The following is a 16824-nucleotide window of genomic DNA, read 5'->3' on the forward strand; positions in this document are numbered from 1 at the left end:
ATGTCGCGGGCAATAGGCAGGGCGACAAACGAGCCGTCCTGCCCCCGCTCCCACAGGGTGACAACCATGCAGAAGAAGGATCAGCGATCCTGGTGTCGCCGCCACTCGCCCAGCGCAGGATTTTCGGCGTCATCCTCCGGTGCCGAGCGGCCGGTCGGTGGGAACGCGAACTTCGTTCTTGCGCGGAAATAGTGCGCCTCGCGCGCACCGAAATAGAAGCCGACAATGGCGGCGAGAAGCCACCACAGAGGTTCCGGCACGTAGTTCAGCCCGACCATGCGGCGGGTGAAGCTGTCGGGGTCGACCATCGCGTAGACAAATAGCCCGAGCGTCCCCAGGGCCAGCATCGGCCGGGGCAGCCGGTTCAGCGCATTGACGAAACGATCGAAGATACCGTCGCCGGCATATTGAAACTCGGCCCCATATTCGCCGAGTGCGGCCATATAGGCGTCATGCGCGGCCTGCATCTTTTTCGTGGCATTTGGGCGAAAGACCTCGGCCACGCCGGTGGCGGCCTGCCCGAGCGCGGTGGTGGCGGAAGGCCCACCAAGGATACGTCCGATCAGCCCCATGTCGCGGTCCTCGTCCGGTGCTCGGCCTCAGTCAGGTGAAAGCGGGGCGAGATGAATTCCTCCGCCCTTGTGATCCAGCCGCCCTTGCCACCATCACGGCGGCGCGCGTATTTGCGGCTGGCCGGACGGGCATCGGCGAGCGCGTAGTAGTAGTTCCGCCGGGCGATGCCATAGGCGTCGGCGACAAGTTCTGGCTGGTCCCCGCAGGCCTTGTGAGCGGCGGTGATGCTGATCGGTCCAAGCACACCGTCGACATTCAGGTCATGGCCCATCTCATTCAAAAGCCGCTGCAGCACCTTCACCGCGTTCGACCCGGCATTGACATACATGTCAAACACCGAGGGCTGCAGGACTTCGGGCAGTTCAGCGATGCGCGGGCGGCGGTAATAGTGCTCGACGAAGATATCGGTGGCCTGATCGCGGGTCAGACGCTGTACATCCGCCTCCGTCACCCTGCCGTCGCCGGTCGGGTCGAGCCCGAGGCGCCGCATCGTATGGATCGTGACACCGTATTTCGTGGCCCCACCGGGATCGGTGGGATCGTTCACATAGCCGCCTTCGCGGGCAATAATAGCTTTGGCAATGTCGGTGACTGACTGCATCGGCCTTTCCCCTTTGGTTAGGGGAAAGGCTCACGCCGAAAGGTTAATTCGTCGCTGGCTGAGCGTCCGGTTCGACATACATGCCCTGATCCTTCAGGGCATCGATCACTTCCTTCGGCATGTAGGTCTCATCATGCTTGGCGAGAATTTCGCTGGCCTCAAATGTGCCGTCGATCAGCTTGCCGGTGGCGACAACGCCTTCATTTTCGCCGAAAAGGTCGGGCAGGACGCCTTCGTATTTCACCGGGATCGCTGCATTCGTATCGGTCACGCGGAAGGTGATCGCAGCCCCCTGACCGCGCACAAGGCTGCCCTCTTCCACCAGCCCGCCGATGCGGAAGGTCTCATTCGGTCCCGGCGCTTTCTCGGCAACTTCAGTGGGCGAGCGGAAATATTGAAGCGCGTCGGGGGCGGCGTAGTAGAACGCGGCAAAGCTCGCGGCCATCGCCACGGCGGCCAGAACGATGATCTGGATACGGCGCTGTTTCTTCAGTCCCTTCATCTGATCCTCACGGGAAAACCGGCGCGAGCATCAGCCCCGCCGTCTCGTCGAGCCCCAGCATCAGGTTGGCATTCTGCACCGCCTGACCCGAGGAGCCCTTGTTGAGATTGTCGAGTGCCGCGACGACCAGCGCCCGGCCCGGCTTGCGGTCGCCGATCACGCCGATATGGCAGAAGTTCGATCCCGCGACCGCGCCTGTCCCCGGGGCCTGGCCGTAGGGCAGGACGGTCAGGAACGGCTCATCGGCATAGCGCGCGGCCAACGCGGCATGGATCGCCTGCGCATCACCCTTGACGTAGCACGAGGCAAGGATGCCGCGTGACATCGGCACGAGATGGGGGGTAAACATGATCTCGACCTTACGGCCCGCAAGGGCGCTGAATTCCTGGTCGAATTCTCCCAGATGCCGGTGCTTGCCGCCTTGACTATAGCCAAGCACATCGGTCTGCCGCTCGGTAAAGAGCATGTTCTCCTTCAGGCTGCGACCCGCACCGGAGATGCCGTTCTTCAGGTCGCAGATGATGTCATCAAGGTCGATCAGCCCGCCTTCGATCAGGGGCCGAAGCGCGAATTGCACCGTCGCGGCGTTGCAGCCGGTCCCGGCCACCAGCCGCGCAGTGCGGATGTCGTCACGGTAGAACTCGGTCAGGCCATAAACCGCTTCTTTCTGCAACCCGGTGGCCACATGCGGCGCACCGTACCATTTTTCATAGGCCGCCGGATCGCGCAGCCTGAAATCGGCCCCGAGGTCGACAACTTTCACCGATTTCGGCAAGTCGCGCACCAGAGCCTGTGACAGACCATGCGGCAGAGCGGCGAAACAAAGGTCGATCTCTGAGAAGTCGATCTCTTCAATCGTTGAAAGTGTCGGCAGGTCGAGATGCCGCAATTGCGGATAGACGCTCGCCATCTCCTGCCCGGCCTTACGGTCGGCGGACAGAGCCGCAATCTCCATCGCGGGGTGGGTGGCGATGATGCGGACAAGCTCCGCACCGGTATAGCCGGACGCGCCCAGAATGGCGATTTTGTGGGTCATTGGACCTCCACGGGATTTCGGGAATATGTAAGGCAGTCGGACGAGAGCCGCAATCAGGCGGCCTGAAAAGCGATCTTTCGTCGCAGAAACTGTGTGGCTTTGTTGGAGACGCGCGCCGGGTCGCCGGTGGTCAAGAACTTTGCCTCTTTGCCCGTTCCTAGGAACTCCGGGCGGCGGTGCAGATAGTCCTTCAGGCTTTCGGCCACGAGGGTCGCCTGCGAATAGACCGTGACATCAGGGCCTAGTGCCTCCTGAAACGTCTTCTCCATCAACGGGTAGTGGGTGCAGCCCAGAACCGCTGCTTCGGGCTTCGGCATTCGCCGCTTCAGCGCCTCGACATGGGACCGTACCAGCGCTTCGGCAAGGATCTCGTCCCCCTCCTCGATGGCATCGACGACGCCGCCGCAGGGCTGTGTTTCGACATCGACACCGATGGCGCGGAAGGCCAGTTCGCGCTGGAAGGCGCGCGAGGCGACGGTGGCGGGCGTTGCGAAGAGCGCCACATGCTTGACCGCAACCTCGCGCGGAGGAGAGTTGTCGCCCCATTGCCGTTCGGTCAGCGCCTCGATCAGCGGGACAAAGACGCCGAGAACGCGCTTGTTTTCCGGGACCCACTTTTCCTGCATCCGGCGAAGGGCGGCGGCTGAGGCGGTGTTGCAGGCAAGGATGACAAGATCGCAGCCTTCGTCCCAAAGCCGTTCGACCCCCGCGCAGGTCAGGGCATAGATATCATCGGCGTCACGCACACCGTAGGGCGCATGGGCGTTGTCGCCGAGATAGACGAAGGGCACATCCGGAAGGGCCTTTGCCACGGCGTCATAGACCGTAAGACCACCAAGACCCGAATCGAAAACGCCGACCGCCATATGCCTGCCCTGCCCTGTGAAATGCATGTCCGTCTTACGCGCCGAGACGACGGAAATCCACGGCTTTTCCAGAAGCCGTCCCACCCACCCACAGGGCCTAGACAATTTGAATTTTCTTGGCAAAAATCTTCGAAGATTTTTGCGCCCTATTCGGCTGCCGCCTTCATGGGCGCCCCACCTGCCCGGATCGTGGCCAGAAGCTCCTCACGCCGTTTCGCAGCCGCACGTTCCGCCGCTTCCTTCACCGGACCAAAACCGCGGATGGAGAGCGGCAGTTCGGCCAGCGCCACGGCCGCTTCGAGCGTTTCCGGCCGGACCTTGCGAAGAACCTCGGCCATATCGGCCTCGTATTGCGCGATCAACTCGCGTTCCATCTTGCGTTCGGAAGACCTGCCGAAGAAGTCTAGCGATGTCCCCCGCAGGCGCTTCATCTTCGCGAGCAACCGAAAGACCGGCAGCATCCACGCGCCATATTCCTTCTTCACGGGCCGACCGTCGGGCCCTTGCTGCGCGATGAAGGGCGGCGCGAGGTGGAAGCTCATCCGGAATTCGCCACCAAACTCCGCTTTCGCCTTCTCGGCGGTTTCCAGATGCAAACGCGCGACTTCGTATTCGTCCTTGTAGGCCAGAAGCTTGTGATAGCCCATCGCCACAGCTTGACGCATATCGGCCGGCGCGGCATCCACCAGCTTGCGGTAGCGCGCGGCATAGGCCTGATTCTGATACGCTGTCAGATGCGTCACACGGAAGGCAATTTTTTCCTCCAGCGTCATATGCTTGGTCGCTGGTTCCGCGAGCTGGTCGGCCACGTCGGCCGGATACAGCACGGCCCAGCGGCCAATCTCGAAAGCGCGCAGGTTGCCCTGAACGGCAGCACCATTCAACTCAACCGCCTGCCGGATCGCATCGGCCGACAGAGGCAGGAGCCCCCGCTGCCACGCCGCGCCCAGAAGCAGCATGTTGGAATAGATCGAGTCGCCCAGAAGCTTTCGCGCCAGTTCGGAGGCGTCGAGGAACTGCACCCGATCCTTCAGCCGCGCTTCAAGCGACAGCCGCAACCCCTCCACCGGTAAATGAAAATCCCGGTTGCGGGTGAAGGCGCCGGTCATGATCTCATGCGCGTTCACCACAGCCCCGGTACGGCCCGTTTTCATCAGGCCCAGCGTCTTCGCCCCGCCGCTGACGACCAGATCGCCGCCGATCACGCAATCGGCCTCTCCAGTCGCGACCCGGATAGCGTTGATATCTTCGGGCTTCTCCGCCAGCCGCAGATGGATATTGACGGCACCACCCTTCTGGGCAAGGCCAGCCATCTCCATCATCCCGGCACCCTTGCCGTCGAGATGCGCCGCCTGTGCCAGAACCGCGCCGGTGGTCACAACACCGGTGCCGCCCACGCCAGTGATCAGCACGTTATAGGTGCCCTTGATCGGGGGCAGCTTCGGTTCGGGCAGTTTCGGCAGCGTGAACTCGGCCGCTGCCGCCTTCTTCACCTCGGCCCCTTTCAGCGTCACGAAAGAAGGGCAGAATCCGTCGAGGCAGGAGAAATCCTTGTTACACGACGACTGGTCGATCGCGCGCTTGCGGCCAAATTCGGTCTCCACCGGCACGATGGAGACGCAGTTGGACTGGATGCCGCAATCGCCGCAGCCCTCGCAAATATCGGTGTTAATAAAAACGCGGCGATCCGGGTCGGGGAACGACCCGCGCTTGCGGCGGCGGCGCTTTTCGGCGGCACAGGTCTGGACATAAAGAATGACCGATACGCCCTTGATATCTTTGTACCTCTTCTGAACTTCCGGCAGATCGTGACGTTCATGCTTCTCGATCTCGGCCGGGAACTGCGAGAGGTCCACCTCTTCCTTCTCGTCATACACAAGGGCCACGTTCTTCACGCCCATCGCCATGACCTCACGCGCGATCTGCGGCGCGGTCAGACCGCCTTCGTTCGGCTGGCCGCCGGTCATCGCGACGGCATCGTTGAAGAGGATCTTGTAGGTGATGTTCGTCTCCGCCGCCAAAGCCGCGCGGATCGCCAGCATACCGGAATGGTTATAGGTGCCGTCGCCGAGGTTCTGGAACACATGGTCGCGTTTGGAAAACGGCGCCTGCCCGACCCAGTTCACGCCCTCACCGCCCATCTGCGTCGCCCAGCGGGTATCGCGGTCCATCCAGACGGTCATGAAATGGCAGCCGATTCCGGAATAGGCAACCGAACCGTCCGGAACCTTCGTTGACGTATTGTGCGGGCAGCCCGAGCAGAAATAGGGCGTCCGCTGTGCCAGTTCCGGCACGTTATCGGCACGCCGCGCCTCGCGCACCTCGCTGAGGCAGGCGCGCATTTCGTCGGTCGCGCGCCCTTCCTCGATCAGGATATCGCCGATCTTTTCGGCGATCATCGCCGGGTCCAGAGCATAGCGGACCGGGAACAGTTCCTCGCGGTGCATGCCGCCCGCGCCACCCTTGTACCAGCCATAGACCCGTCGCCCCTGACGGTCGTCAAAGATCGCCTCCTTGATCTGGACTTCCATCAGCTTGCGCTTTTCCTCGACCACGATGATCAGGTCGAGCCCCTCGGCCCAGTCGTGGAAACTGAGCATGTCGAGCGGGAAGGTCTGACCCACCTTGTAGGTGGTAATACCCAGCCGCTCGGCCTCTGCCGCATCGATGCCAAGCATTTCGAACGCATGCATGAGGTCGAGCCAGTTCTTGCCGGCCGACACGAAACCGATTTTCGCGCCGGGCTTGCCCCAGCCGCGCTTGTCAATCTTGTTCGCGCGCGCAAAGGACTCCGCCGCGTGGCGCTTGTAGACGATCATCCGGGTTTCCTGGAGGACCGGTGTATCGCCTAGCTGAATGTTTAGTCCGCCCTTCGGCATCTGGAACTCGGGCATCACAAAGGACATCCGGAACGGATCGCCGTCGACGACCGCTGTCGCCTCGGCCGTGTCCTTCATCGTCTTCAACCCAACCCAGACGCCCGCAAAGCGCGACAGGGCCCAGCCATAGATGCCGTAATCCAGCACTTCCTGCACGCCGGCCGGGCTGACGACCGGCATATAGACATCGACTAGCGCCCAGTCGGATTGGTGCAGCGTCAGGGAGCTTTCGCCAGTATGGTCGTCACCCATCGCCATCAGCACGCCGCCATGTTTCGACGACCCCGCAAGGTTGGCATGCCGCATCACGTCGCCAGTGCGGTCCACACCCGGCCCCTTGCCGTACCAGAGGCCGAAGACACCGTCATAGCGCCCCTCGCCATACATCTCGGCCTGCTGGGTACCCCAGAGCGCGGTGGCGGCGAGGTCCTCATTCAAGCCCGGCTCGAACCGGATATCGTTGGCATCGAGAAGCTTCTTCGCCCGCGCCATATTCAGATCGACGCCGCCAAGCGGAGAGCCGCGATAGCCCGAGACGTAACCGGCGGTATTCAGCCCCGCCTTTCGGTCGCGTTCCTTCTGCATCAGCATCAAGCGCACAAGCGCCTGTGTGCCGTTCAAAAGCACAGGTGATTTGGTCAGGTCGTAGCGATCATTGAGGCTGATCTGCGGCTTGCTCATCTGGCCCTCCCCGCTAGCAGAGCAGCACCATTATAGGTCAAAACTTCTGACCTACAAAGCGCCTTTTTTTCTGACCATCCGGACAGTTTTGTTCCAGTTACATTGCAGTTTTACTTTCCCGGCTTAAGTAATTCCGCCATAAAGCCGGGACGCAAAACGACAGAAAGCACCAGGATGGACTGGGACAAGCTCAGAATCTTCCACGCGGTCGCCGATGCGGGAAGTCTTACGCATGCGGGCGAGAGCCTGAACCTGTCGCAATCCGCCGTCAGCCGCCAGATTCGCGCGCTGGAAGAGAGCCTGCATACCACCCTGTTTCACCGCCATGCACGGGGACTGATTCTCACCGAACAGGGCGAATTGCTGTTCGACGCGACGTCGGCGATGAACAAGCGGCTGGAAACTGCTGCCGCCCGCATCCGCGACAGCGAGGATGAGGTATTTGGCGAACTCAAGGTCACGACAACCACTGCTTTCGGGACGCTCTGGCTCGCGCCGCGTCTCGGCAAGCTTTACGACAAGTATCCCGATCTGAAAATCGAGATGATGCTGGAGGAACGTGTACTTGACCTCCCGATGCGTGAGGCCGATGTCGCGATCCGCATGAAAGAACCCAGTCAGGCCGACCTGATCCGCCGAAGGCTGATGAACATCCGGATGCGGCTCTACGCTACGGCAGAATATCTCGAACAGGCCGGAACCCCGGAATCACTCGAAGACCTCGGCAGGCACCGGCTGATCAGTCAGAGCCTGACTGCCCCGCAGGTCGGGGCCGGGGCAACACTGGTTCAGACCCTTCTGGCCCATGACATCCGTTCGACGCTGACCGTGAACAGCTATTACGGCGTGCTGCAATCGGTCCTGTCGCATCTCGGCATCGGCGTGTTGCCGGACTACCTTACAGATGACTTCCCGAACCTCGTCCGTGTCCTGCCGGACGTGGAGTCGGGCGAGGTGCCGGTTTTCCTCGCCTATCCCGAGGAACTCAGACAATCCAAGCGCGTCGCAGCCTTCCGTGACTTCGTGATGGAAGAGATCATTCTTTACCGCAAAAGCCGCCGCGACGAGCAGACAACCTGAAATTGCAGTGAGGCATGTGCGCAACGCATACCGGCCATGACGCGATTCAGATGCGTTTTTCCTTGATCCGGCGAAACCCAGAACCTAGATGGGAATAGAAGCCAGCGGTTGAGGAAACTCTCGCTGACTTCTACCTCCCTGTTGGACTTGGGCCGAGCTTGTCTCGGCCTTTTTTTTGTTTCGCGAGCAGTCATGGCATGACGCCCAGTGGCTGTCCACCGGCAAGTGAAGACAACCACCCAAGCAGACCGTCATTTGGACAACCCGTTCATACGCCGCTGAAGAAACCGGCGCTCCTGCCCGGATCGTGACAGGGCGATGGCCATTCTGTAGGCATCCTGCGCAGCCGCCCACTGCCCCGACCGCGCCAGTAGATCGGCCCGTGCGGCATGATAGGGCTGGTAGTCCTCCAGCTCGACCCGAATCGCATCTAGGGCACGCAGACACGCCGCCAGACCGCCAGCCTCGGCCAATGCCACCGCGCGGTTCAATCGCACGACTGCCGTCGCTTCGTGAGCCAGCAGCGCGTCGTAAAGCAGCACCAATTGTCGCCAGTCCGTCGTCTCCGGGCTATCTGCCTGACCATGCAGGGCGGAAATCGCGGCCTTGATCTGAAAGGGCCCGGGCGCCCGCCGCGCCAGCGCCCGGTCCAGCAATTCCAACCCCTCCGCAAGCATGCCCCGATCCCAAAGTCCCCGATCCTGATCATCGAGCGCCACCATCGCCCCCGCATCATCCAGCCGTGCGGATCGACGCGCATGTGTCGTCAGCATCAACGACAAAAGTCCTTCCACCTCAGCATCATCCGGCACCAGACCATCGAGCATCCGGGCCAGCCATATCGCCTCGTCGCACAGATCGACCCGCACCAGCTTACCACCCGATGACGCCCGGTACCCTTCGTTGAAGATCAGATAGATAACAGTCAGGACGGAATTCAGCCGCTGGCTCCAATCCTCCGGCGCCGGTACAACGAAGGGGATACCGGCCTTCGCGATTTTTCTCTTGGCTCGGGAGAGCCGCTGCCCCATCGTCTCTTCCCGGTCCAGAAACGCCGCCGCGATTTCGCCCGTTGTCAGCCCGCCAAGCATCCTCAGGGTCAGAGCGACCCGGCTTTTGGGCTCCAGTGCCGGGTGGCAGCAGGTAAAGATAAGACGCAATCGTTCGTCTGGAATTTCAGGCGGCGGTTCCGATGCGGCGACCTGATCCGCCGCGGCCAGGGCCGCCAGATCCTCCGCCCGGTCGCGCCATCGGCCTGCTTTGCGAATTCGGTCAATGGCCTTTCGCCGAGCCACGCGCAACAGCCAGGCCCGGGGATCGGTGGGTATCCCCCTCGGCCAATGAACCAGTGCCGCCTCAAGAGCATCTTGCAACGCATCCTCGGCAAGCTGAAAGTCTTGCAAGGCGGCCATCAGTGCCGCCAGAAGCCGCCCCCGGTCCTCGCGCGCCACACTATCGATGGCTGCCGTGATGCCGGGGGCGGCCTCCATTCAGCCAAGCTGCAGGATCGGGCGCACCTCGACCGTGCCGTATTTCGCGCCGGGGATCAGAGCGGCGTATCTCAGCGCCGCATCCAGATCGTCGCAATCGAAGATATAGAAGCCACCCAGCCGTTCCTTGGTTTCAGCAAAGGGGCCGTCCATCGTCTCGGTCTTGCCACTTCTGATGCGCAGGCTTGTCGCAGTTTCAACGCCCTGAAGGGGCTCTCCGGCAATGAAGACTCCATCACGTTTGTAGACCTCGTTTGCCATGAAATATCCCTTCATCATTTCCTCCGCCTCCGGTGTGCCATGTTTCGGCGTCAGATCCGGATCACCGTAGATTAATGCAATATACTGCATGTCAGTATCTCCCGTAGGTTGGGTTGAGTGTCGGACGCAAACACGCATCCGGCAAGGGTCACATCAGACTGAAAAGCGCAGCAATCGGGATCAGCGTCGCAATCCATGTGCCGACGATCCCGGCAATGCGGACCGGCAGGGCTTTTTTTGTTTCGGCCAGTCCGAATGGATGGATCAGACGTGATGCGACCAGCAGGACGCCGGCACCGTGCAGCCAGGACACGGACAGTCCCTGCGCCTCGGCCAACGCCATGACGATCAGTGCCATCGGAACTGTCTCGATGAAATTGCCATGACGCCGGATCGGCAGGATCATCCGCATCTCTCCCGCATCACCGAAGAGAGTTTCGTTTTTCGCCCGCGCGGCAATGGCGAGGATCTGAAGCACGATCATCATCAGCCCCAGAATTGCGGCGTAAAGCCCAGTCACCTCAAATGTCATTTCTGTTCTCCTCAGTCTTGACAGACCAAGGACGAATGGCATTCGCCGATTTCGACATTGCGGACGACTTTTTTTCGCGCGCGGCTGCCGGGGCCTTTCCTCTCACTCCCTTCCCCCCTAAAAGGCGGGCCAATCGCGATATCCCCGGGGGACAGCATGCACGAACCTGAGATCACCACCGACCTGATCGCCGCGCATGGGCTGAAGCCTGACGAATACGACCGCATTCTTCAGATCATCGGCCGTGAGCCGACATTCACGGAACTTGGCATCTTCTCGGCGATGTGGAACGAACATTGTTCCTACAAGTCGTCGAAGAAATGGCTGCGCACCCTGCCGACCTCGGGCCCCCAGGTCATCTGCGGCCCCGGCGAAAACGCGGGCGTCGTCGATATCGGCGATGGACAAGCGGTCATCTTCAAGATGGAGAGCCACAACCACCCGTCCTATATCGAGCCGCATCAGGGCGCCGCGACCGGCGTCGGCGGCATCCTGCGGGACGTTTTCACCATGGGCGCGCGCCCCATCGCGGCGATGGATTCGCTGTCTTTCGGCGTGCCCTCTCACCCAAAGACCGCGCATCTGGTGAAGGGCGTGGTCGAAGGTGTCGGCTCCTACGGCAACTGCTTCGGCGTGCCGAATGTCGGTGGCGAGGTGCGGTTCCACGCCGCCTATAACGGCAACTGTCTCGTGAACGCCTTTGCCGCGGGCCTGGCCGATACCGACAAGATCTTCTACTCCGCCGCCTCGGGCGTTGGTATGCCGGTCGTCTATCTCGGCGCCAAGACCGGCCGCGACGGCGTTGGCGGCGCCACCATGGCCTCGGCCGAGTTCGACGATACGATCGAGGAAAAGCGTCCCACCGTTCAGGTTGGCGACCCTTTCACCGAAAAGCGCCTGCTGGAAGCCTGCCTTGAGCTCATGGCCTCGGGTTCGGTCATCTCCATTCAGGATATGGGCGCGGCTGGCCTCACCTGTTCGGCGGTCGAGATGGGCGACAAGGGCGGGCTGGGCATCAAGCTGACGCTTGATCATGTGCCGCAGCGCGAAACCAACATGACCGCGTATGAGATGATGCTCTCTGAATCCCAGGAACGCATGCTCATGGTGCTGAAGCCGGAAAAAGAGGCCGAGGCGCGGGCGATCTTTGAAAAATGGGACCTCGATTTCGCTATCGTCGGCGAGACGATCCCCGAAGACCGCTTCCTGATCCTGCACGGTAATACGGTCAAGGCCGACCTGCCGCTATCGAAGCTCTCCTCCTCTGCCCCCGAATACGACCGCCCCTGGGTACCGACACCCGCCGCGAAACCGCTGGCTGGCCCGGTCGCGATCGACCCGATCGAGGGGCTGAAGGCGCTCATCGGCTCGCCCAACTACGCCCACAAGGCCTGGGTCTGGGAGCAATATGACACGATGGTCATGGCCGACACGGTCCGCATGCCCGGCCTCGGCGCGGGCGTCGTGCGGGTCCACGGCACGGAAAAGGCGCTCGCCTTCACCTCGGACGTGACGCCGCGCTACGTCAAGGCCAACCCCATCGAGGGCGGCAAGCAGGCAGTGGCCGAAGCCTATCGCAACCTGACCGCTGTCGGCGCGACCCCCCTCGCCTCGACCGACAACCTCAATTTCGGCAATCCCGAAAAGCCCGAGATCATGGGCCAGTTCGTCGGCGCGATCAAAGGCATCGGAGAGGCCTGCGCGGCCCTGGACATGCCGATCGTCTCGGGCAACGTCTCGCTTTACAACGAAACCGACGGCAAGGGCATCCTGCCGACCCCGACGATCGGCGCGGTGGGGCTTCTCAACTCACTCGACGACCTGATAGCGGGCCTTCCCGCGACGGGCGACATCGCCATGGTGATCGGTGAAACGAACGGCCATCTCGGCCAGTCGGCCCTGCTCGCTGAGGCCTTCGGCCGCGAAGAGGGTGACGCGCCCCCTGTTGACCTGACCGCCGAACGCAAGAACGGCGAATTCTTGCGGGCAAACCGCAAGCTTGTCAGCGCCGCGACCGACCTTTCCGACGGGGGCCTCGCGCTCGCCACCTTCGAGATGGCCGAGGCAGCCGGGCTTGGCCTGACGCTCGACAGCGAAGATACCGGCCAGCTCTTCGGCGAGGATCAGGCGCGTTACCTCGTGGCGGTGAAGCCCGGCAACGCCGCCCTGCTGGAGGAAGCGGCCGCCAAGGCAGGCGTGGCCATCACCCGCGCAGGGCTATTCGGCGGCACGGCGGTCAGCCTCGGCTCCGCCGCCGCACCGCTCCGCGACCTCTCGGACCTTTACCGCACCGCCTTTGCCAAAGCTGTTGCCTGAGAAACCAGACATCACTTTCTGTCTAGAAATACTCCCGCCGGAGGCTCCCGCACCCGCCACCGGCACGACATCGGCGATCTTGCAGGCCCGGTCCCACGGGCCTACATTCAAGCTCAAGACCAAAGGGGAAGGACGCCACATGGCGATGGAAGCGCAGGAAATCGAAGACCTGATACGGGCGACATTCCCGGATGCGAAGATCACGATCACCGATCTCGCGGGCGACGGGAACCACTATGCCGCCGAGGTCATCGACGAAAGCTTCCGCGGCCAGAACCGCGTTCAGCAGCAGCGCGCGGTCTATGCCGCGCTCAAGGGAAAGATGGACGGGGCGCATGGCGAACTGCACGCGCTCGCACTGACCACAAAGGCACCGGAGTAACCAAATGACCGCGCAGGACCGTATCCGCGACACCGTCAGCAAAAACGATGTCGTTCTCTATATGAAGGGCACCAAGACCATGCCGCAATGCGGGTTCTCCTCCCGCGTGGCGGGCGTGCTGAACTTCATGGGCATCGACTATGCCGATGTGAACGTGCTGGAAGACGCCGAGATCCGCCAGGGGATCAAGGACTACTCCGACTGGCCGACCATCCCACAGCTTTACGTGAAGGGCGAGTTCGTCGGCGGCTGCGACATCGTCACCGAGATGACGCTCTCGGGCGAACTGGACCAGCTTCTGGCCGACAAGGGCATCGCCTTCAACAAGGACGCCGCCGACCAGATCCGCGCTGCGAACGCCTGAGGCACTACACCAACCACAATAACCAAAAGGCCGCCCCCGGGCGGCCTTTCGCGCCTGAGGGCGCAGGGTGGGCGGGTGGGCGCGCCCGAAGGCGCGAACCCTAACCCGCTTTCCGCTCTTCTATCCGGTCGGCAAGCGCCTCGGCCCGGGCGGCGATCTCGGCGAAACTGTCGATGACGATCTCGGGGATGACCGGCACCTCGACCCGTTCGGGATTGGCGCGCGCATTCGCGGCCACGCGTTCGGCGACCACGGCACGTTCCTCGGCCGCGCGCAGCTGATCTTCAAGACCCGCCGCCTTGTCGGCCAGCATCAGCCCCGCCATCAAAAGCATCCGCGCCTCGGGCATCCGGCCGATCTGGCCGATCAGTACGGCCGCCTCATTGTCCAGAAGCTTCGCCGCCGAGCGCAGGAAATGCTCCTCGCCCTCCTGGCAGGCAACCTCGAAATCGCGGCCTCCGATGGTGATCGTCATCTCCGGCATCAGGCCACCTCGCCGATCAGGGGTTTCAGTTCAGACAGGATCTCTTCCATCTCCGCCATCTCCGCCGCCCGCGCGGCGCGGAGCGCCTCCAGTTCGGTCTGCATGGAGCGGTTGATCAGATCCGGTTCGGCCACACCTTTCGTCGCCGCCTCGCTCAGCGCACGGTTGGCCTCGGCCAGATCCGCGTTAAGCCGCTTCTGGCGCTGCAGCTCGACCCCGGAGGCATCGAGCTGTTTCGTCAGCCGCGCCACCTTCTCCTCCAGCGCGCTGACCATGGTTTCCTGCTTGTCCTTGATCGCCCGCACCCGCTCGGTGAGCTGCGCATTGGTCGTGCGCTCGGCGTCGAGCGCCTCCTGCAGCGCAGCGGTCCCGGCCTCTGAAGGCGATGCCGCCGACCCGTCAGCGGCCGCAGTCTCAAGCCCTGTGCCGATCCGTTCCAGTGCCGCGGACAGTCGCCGCGCAAGTTCCTGCATGTCACTCATGTGATCGCCCCCGACCCTACTACCTACAATATTCGTCCCGGGACCCGGCGGAGCCGAACGCTCCACAGCCCGACCGAATCGGCCAGCGCCCCAATCCCCCGAGTTTAGACCAAAGCGCGCGGGGATTTCTCCCCCTTTCGGACCAATCGGTTAGGGGCTGCGCTTGATCTTGCCTTTCAGCCTGCTATCAAGCCGCCAAACTCTGCCACTTCAAAAAGGACAGCGCCCCGTGGATATCGCCACCCTTCGCAAGGACCATGCCGATCACTGGATGAAAGCCTGCGCTATACGCGCTCTGGCGATGGATGCGGTTCAGGCCGCCAATTCGGGCCATCCCGGCATGCCGATGGGCATGGCGGATGTGGCAACCGTGCTCTTTGAAAAGCATCTGAAGTTCGACGCCTCGGCCCCCCGCTGGGCCGACCGCGACCGCTTCATTCTGTCGGCCGGTCACGGCTCGATGCTGATCTACGCACTTCTTTACCTCACCGGGTACGAGGATATGACGCTCGATCAGGTGAAGAACTTCCGTCAATGGGGCGCGATCACGGCGGGGCATCCGGAATACGGCCATGTCGCCGGCGTGGAGACGACGACCGGCCCGCTCGGCCAGGGCATCTCCAATGCCGTTGGCTTCGCCATGGCTGAGGAAAGCCTCCGCGCGCGCTTCGGCAAGAAGGTGGTCGACCACTACACCTGGGTCATCGCAGGCGACGGCTGCCTGATGGAAGGCATCAGCCACGAGGCGATCGGCCTTGCCGGTATGCAGAAACTGTCGAAGCTGATCGTCCTTTGGGACAACAACGACATTTCCATCGACGGCAAGATCAGCATGTCGGACGTGACCGATCAGCGCGCGCGCTTTGCCGCCGCCGGTTGGAAGGTTCTGTCCTGCGACGGCCATGACCCGGTGGATATTGACCGTGCGATGGGCGCGGCCAAGGGCTCTGACCGCCCGGTCCTGATCGACTGCAAGACCCATATCGGATTCGGCAGCCCGAAGAAGCAGGACACCGCAGGCGCCCACGGCTCGCCGCTTGGTCCCGACGAAATCAAGGTGACCAAGGAGATCTATGGCTGGCCCCACGGCGCTTTCGAGATCCCGGCCGACATCCTGAAGGCCTGGCGCGCCATCGGCGCCCGTGGTCAGACAGCACGCGCAGATTGGGACGGCCGCCTGAACAGCCTTTCGGCCACCCGCAAGGCTGAGTTCGAACGGCAGATGTCCGGCGGGGCGCCGAAGCGGCTCGCGGCCACGATCCGCGCGTTGAAGAAGCAAAACTCCGACCTCGCACCAAAGGTGGCCACCCGTAAGGCGTCCGAAATGGTGCTGGAAGTGGTGAACCCGGTCATGCCGGAAACCATCGGCGGCTCGGCCGACCTCACCGGTTCCAACAACACCAAGACCGGCGATCTCGGCATCTTCAACCCGGACAACCGCAAGGGCCGCTATGTCCATTTCGGTATCCGAGAGCACGGAATGGCGGCGGCGATGAACGGAATGGCGCTGCACGGCGGTGTGCGCCCCTATGGCGGCACGTTCCTGTGCTTCACCGATTATGCCCGTGGCGCGATGCGGCTTTCGGCGCTGATGGGCGTGCCCTCGGTCTATGTGATGACGCATGACTCGATCGGCCTCGGCGAGGACGGCCCGACTCACCAGCCGGTCGAGCATCTGGCGATCTGCCGGGCGACGCCCAATACCTGGACCTTCCGACCCGCCGACCTGATCGAGACGGCCGAGGCCTGGGAACTGGCGCTGACCGCCGAGAAGACACCATCGGTGCTGGCGCTGTCACGGCAAAACCTGCCGACCGTGCGGACCAAGCACACCGGCAAGAACCTGACGGCACAGGGTGGCTATGTCCTGCGCGAGGCGGAAGGCAAGCGCCGGGCGATCCTGATGGCCACCGGCTCAGAAGTGGAAATCGCGTTGAAGGCCCGTGACCTGCTTCAGGCCGAAGGCATCGGCACCCGCGTCGTCTCCATGCCCTGCATGGAGCTTTTCGCCGAGCAGGACGAAGCCTACCGCAAGCGCATCCTGCCCGCAGGCCCGGTCCGCGTCGCCGTCGAGGCAGCGGTGCGCCAGCCCTGGGACCGCTTCCTTCTGGGAGAGCGGGGCCGCGAAGCGAAGTCGGCCTTCGTGGGCATGGACAGCTTCGGCGCCTCTGCCCCGGCCGAGCGGCTCTACGCCGAATTCGGCATTACGGCCGAGGCTGTGGCAGAGCGGGTCAAATCGCTGCTTTGAATGTCAAATCCATGACAGACTTCAGAAAAGGGGGCCATGCGCTCCCT

The 16824-nt window shown here is 62.7% G+C and carries 16 protein-coding genes; 5 read left to right on the top strand and 11 right to left on the bottom strand.

The window, feature by feature from the left end; all coding sequences use genetic code 11:
• Positions 1-80: 80 nt before the first annotated feature.
• The 6 genes from QKW60_RS05870 to QKW60_RS05895 form a co-directional block, all read right to left on the bottom strand.
• The gene (locus QKW60_RS05870) at positions 81-572 is read right to left on the bottom strand and encodes a holin family protein (RefSeq protein WP_282367202.1); all 492 of its coding nucleotides are present in this window, start codon (positions 570-572) and stop codon (positions 81-83) included.
• Positions 563-1174 carry a holin-associated N-acetylmuramidase gene (locus QKW60_RS05875; protein ID WP_282367203.1) on the bottom strand — a complete coding sequence of 204 codons (612 nt, stop codon included), beginning with the start codon at positions 1172-1174 and terminating at the stop codon, positions 563-565. Before QKW60_RS05875 ends, QKW60_RS05870 begins: the two co-directional genes overlap by 10 nt.
• A 43-nt stretch (positions 1175-1217) precedes the next feature.
• Complete coding sequence (gene ccmE / locus QKW60_RS05880; protein ID WP_282367204.1) at positions 1218-1676, bottom strand: cytochrome c maturation protein CcmE; 459 nt, start codon at positions 1674-1676, stop codon at positions 1218-1220.
• A 7-nt stretch (positions 1677-1683) separates the two neighbouring features.
• Positions 1684-2712, bottom strand: a complete 1029-nt coding sequence (gene argC / locus QKW60_RS05885) for an N-acetyl-gamma-glutamyl-phosphate reductase (protein ID WP_282367205.1) — start codon at positions 2710-2712, stop codon at positions 1684-1686.
• Positions 2713-2765: 53 nt separating this feature from the next.
• Positions 2766-3578 (bottom strand): glutamate racemase, encoded by an 813-nt coding sequence (locus tag QKW60_RS05890; protein WP_282367771.1) that lies wholly within the window; start codon positions 3576-3578, stop codon positions 2766-2768.
• A 146-nt stretch (positions 3579-3724) separates the two neighbouring features.
• Complete coding sequence (locus QKW60_RS05895) at positions 3725-7138, bottom strand: indolepyruvate ferredoxin oxidoreductase family protein (protein ID WP_282367206.1); 3414 nt, start codon at positions 7136-7138, stop codon at positions 3725-3727.
• Positions 7139-7312: 174 nt separating this feature from the next.
• On the opposite strand from QKW60_RS05895, the gene QKW60_RS05900 reads away from it, so the two are divergent.
• Complete coding sequence (locus tag QKW60_RS05900; protein ID WP_263740409.1) at positions 7313-8218, top strand: LysR family transcriptional regulator; 906 nt, start codon at positions 7313-7315, stop codon at positions 8216-8218.
• Positions 8219-8469: 251 nt separating this feature from the next.
• Here QKW60_RS05900 and QKW60_RS05905 read toward each other — a convergent pair whose 3' ends face one another.
• From QKW60_RS05905 to QKW60_RS05915, 3 genes are read right to left on the bottom strand one after another with little or no spacing between them, the layout of a single operon-like run.
• The gene (locus QKW60_RS05905; protein ID WP_282367210.1) at positions 8470-9708 is read right to left on the bottom strand and encodes an RNA polymerase sigma factor; all 1239 of its coding nucleotides are present in this window, start codon (positions 9706-9708) and stop codon (positions 8470-8472) included.
• Positions 9709-10059: a YciI family protein gene (locus tag QKW60_RS05910; protein ID WP_282367212.1), complete on the bottom strand. Its 351-nt coding sequence runs from the start codon at positions 10057-10059 to the stop codon at positions 9709-9711. It lies immediately after the preceding gene.
• Between the two features lie 58 nt (positions 10060-10117).
• Positions 10118-10501 carry an MAPEG family protein gene (locus QKW60_RS05915; RefSeq protein WP_282367214.1) on the bottom strand — a complete coding sequence of 128 codons (384 nt, stop codon included), beginning with the start codon at positions 10499-10501 and terminating at the stop codon, positions 10118-10120.
• 156 nt (positions 10502-10657) lie between these two features.
• On the opposite strand from QKW60_RS05915, the gene purL reads away from it, so the two are divergent.
• From purL to grxD, 3 genes are all read left to right on the top strand, one after another.
• The gene (gene purL / locus QKW60_RS05920; RefSeq protein WP_282367215.1) at positions 10658-12817 is read left to right on the top strand and encodes a phosphoribosylformylglycinamidine synthase subunit PurL; all 2160 of its coding nucleotides are present in this window, start codon (positions 10658-10660) and stop codon (positions 12815-12817) included.
• Between the two features lie 139 nt (positions 12818-12956).
• On the top strand, positions 12957-13199 hold the full coding sequence (locus QKW60_RS05925) for a BolA/IbaG family iron-sulfur metabolism protein (protein ID WP_263738235.1): 243 nt from the start codon (positions 12957-12959) through the stop codon (positions 13197-13199).
• 4 nt (positions 13200-13203) lie between these two features.
• A complete protein-coding gene (gene grxD, locus QKW60_RS05930) occupies positions 13204-13563 on the top strand; it encodes a Grx4 family monothiol glutaredoxin (protein WP_282367218.1) in 360 nt (119 codons plus the stop codon).
• A 100-nt stretch (positions 13564-13663) separates the two neighbouring features.
• On the opposite strand, the gene QKW60_RS05935 is transcribed toward grxD, so the two are convergent.
• Positions 13664-14047: a cell division protein ZapA gene (locus tag QKW60_RS05935; RefSeq protein WP_282367221.1), complete on the bottom strand. Its 384-nt coding sequence runs from the start codon at positions 14045-14047 to the stop codon at positions 13664-13666.
• Positions 14047-14529: a hypothetical protein gene (locus QKW60_RS05940; RefSeq protein WP_282367223.1), complete on the bottom strand. Its 483-nt coding sequence runs from the start codon at positions 14527-14529 to the stop codon at positions 14047-14049. Before QKW60_RS05940 ends, QKW60_RS05935 begins: the two co-directional genes overlap by 1 nt.
• Positions 14530-14758: 229 nt before the next feature.
• Here QKW60_RS05940 and tkt point away from each other — a divergent pair, with 229 nt between their 5' ends.
• Entirely contained in the window at positions 14759-16777 is a 2019-nt protein-coding gene (gene tkt, locus QKW60_RS05945) for a transketolase (protein WP_282367224.1), read from the top strand.
• Positions 16778-16824: the final 47 nt, after the last annotated feature.

This window comes from Albidovulum aestuarii (assembly GCF_029961185.1).
Classification (GTDB): domain Bacteria; phylum Pseudomonadota; class Alphaproteobacteria; order Rhodobacterales; family Rhodobacteraceae; genus Albidovulum; species Albidovulum aestuarii.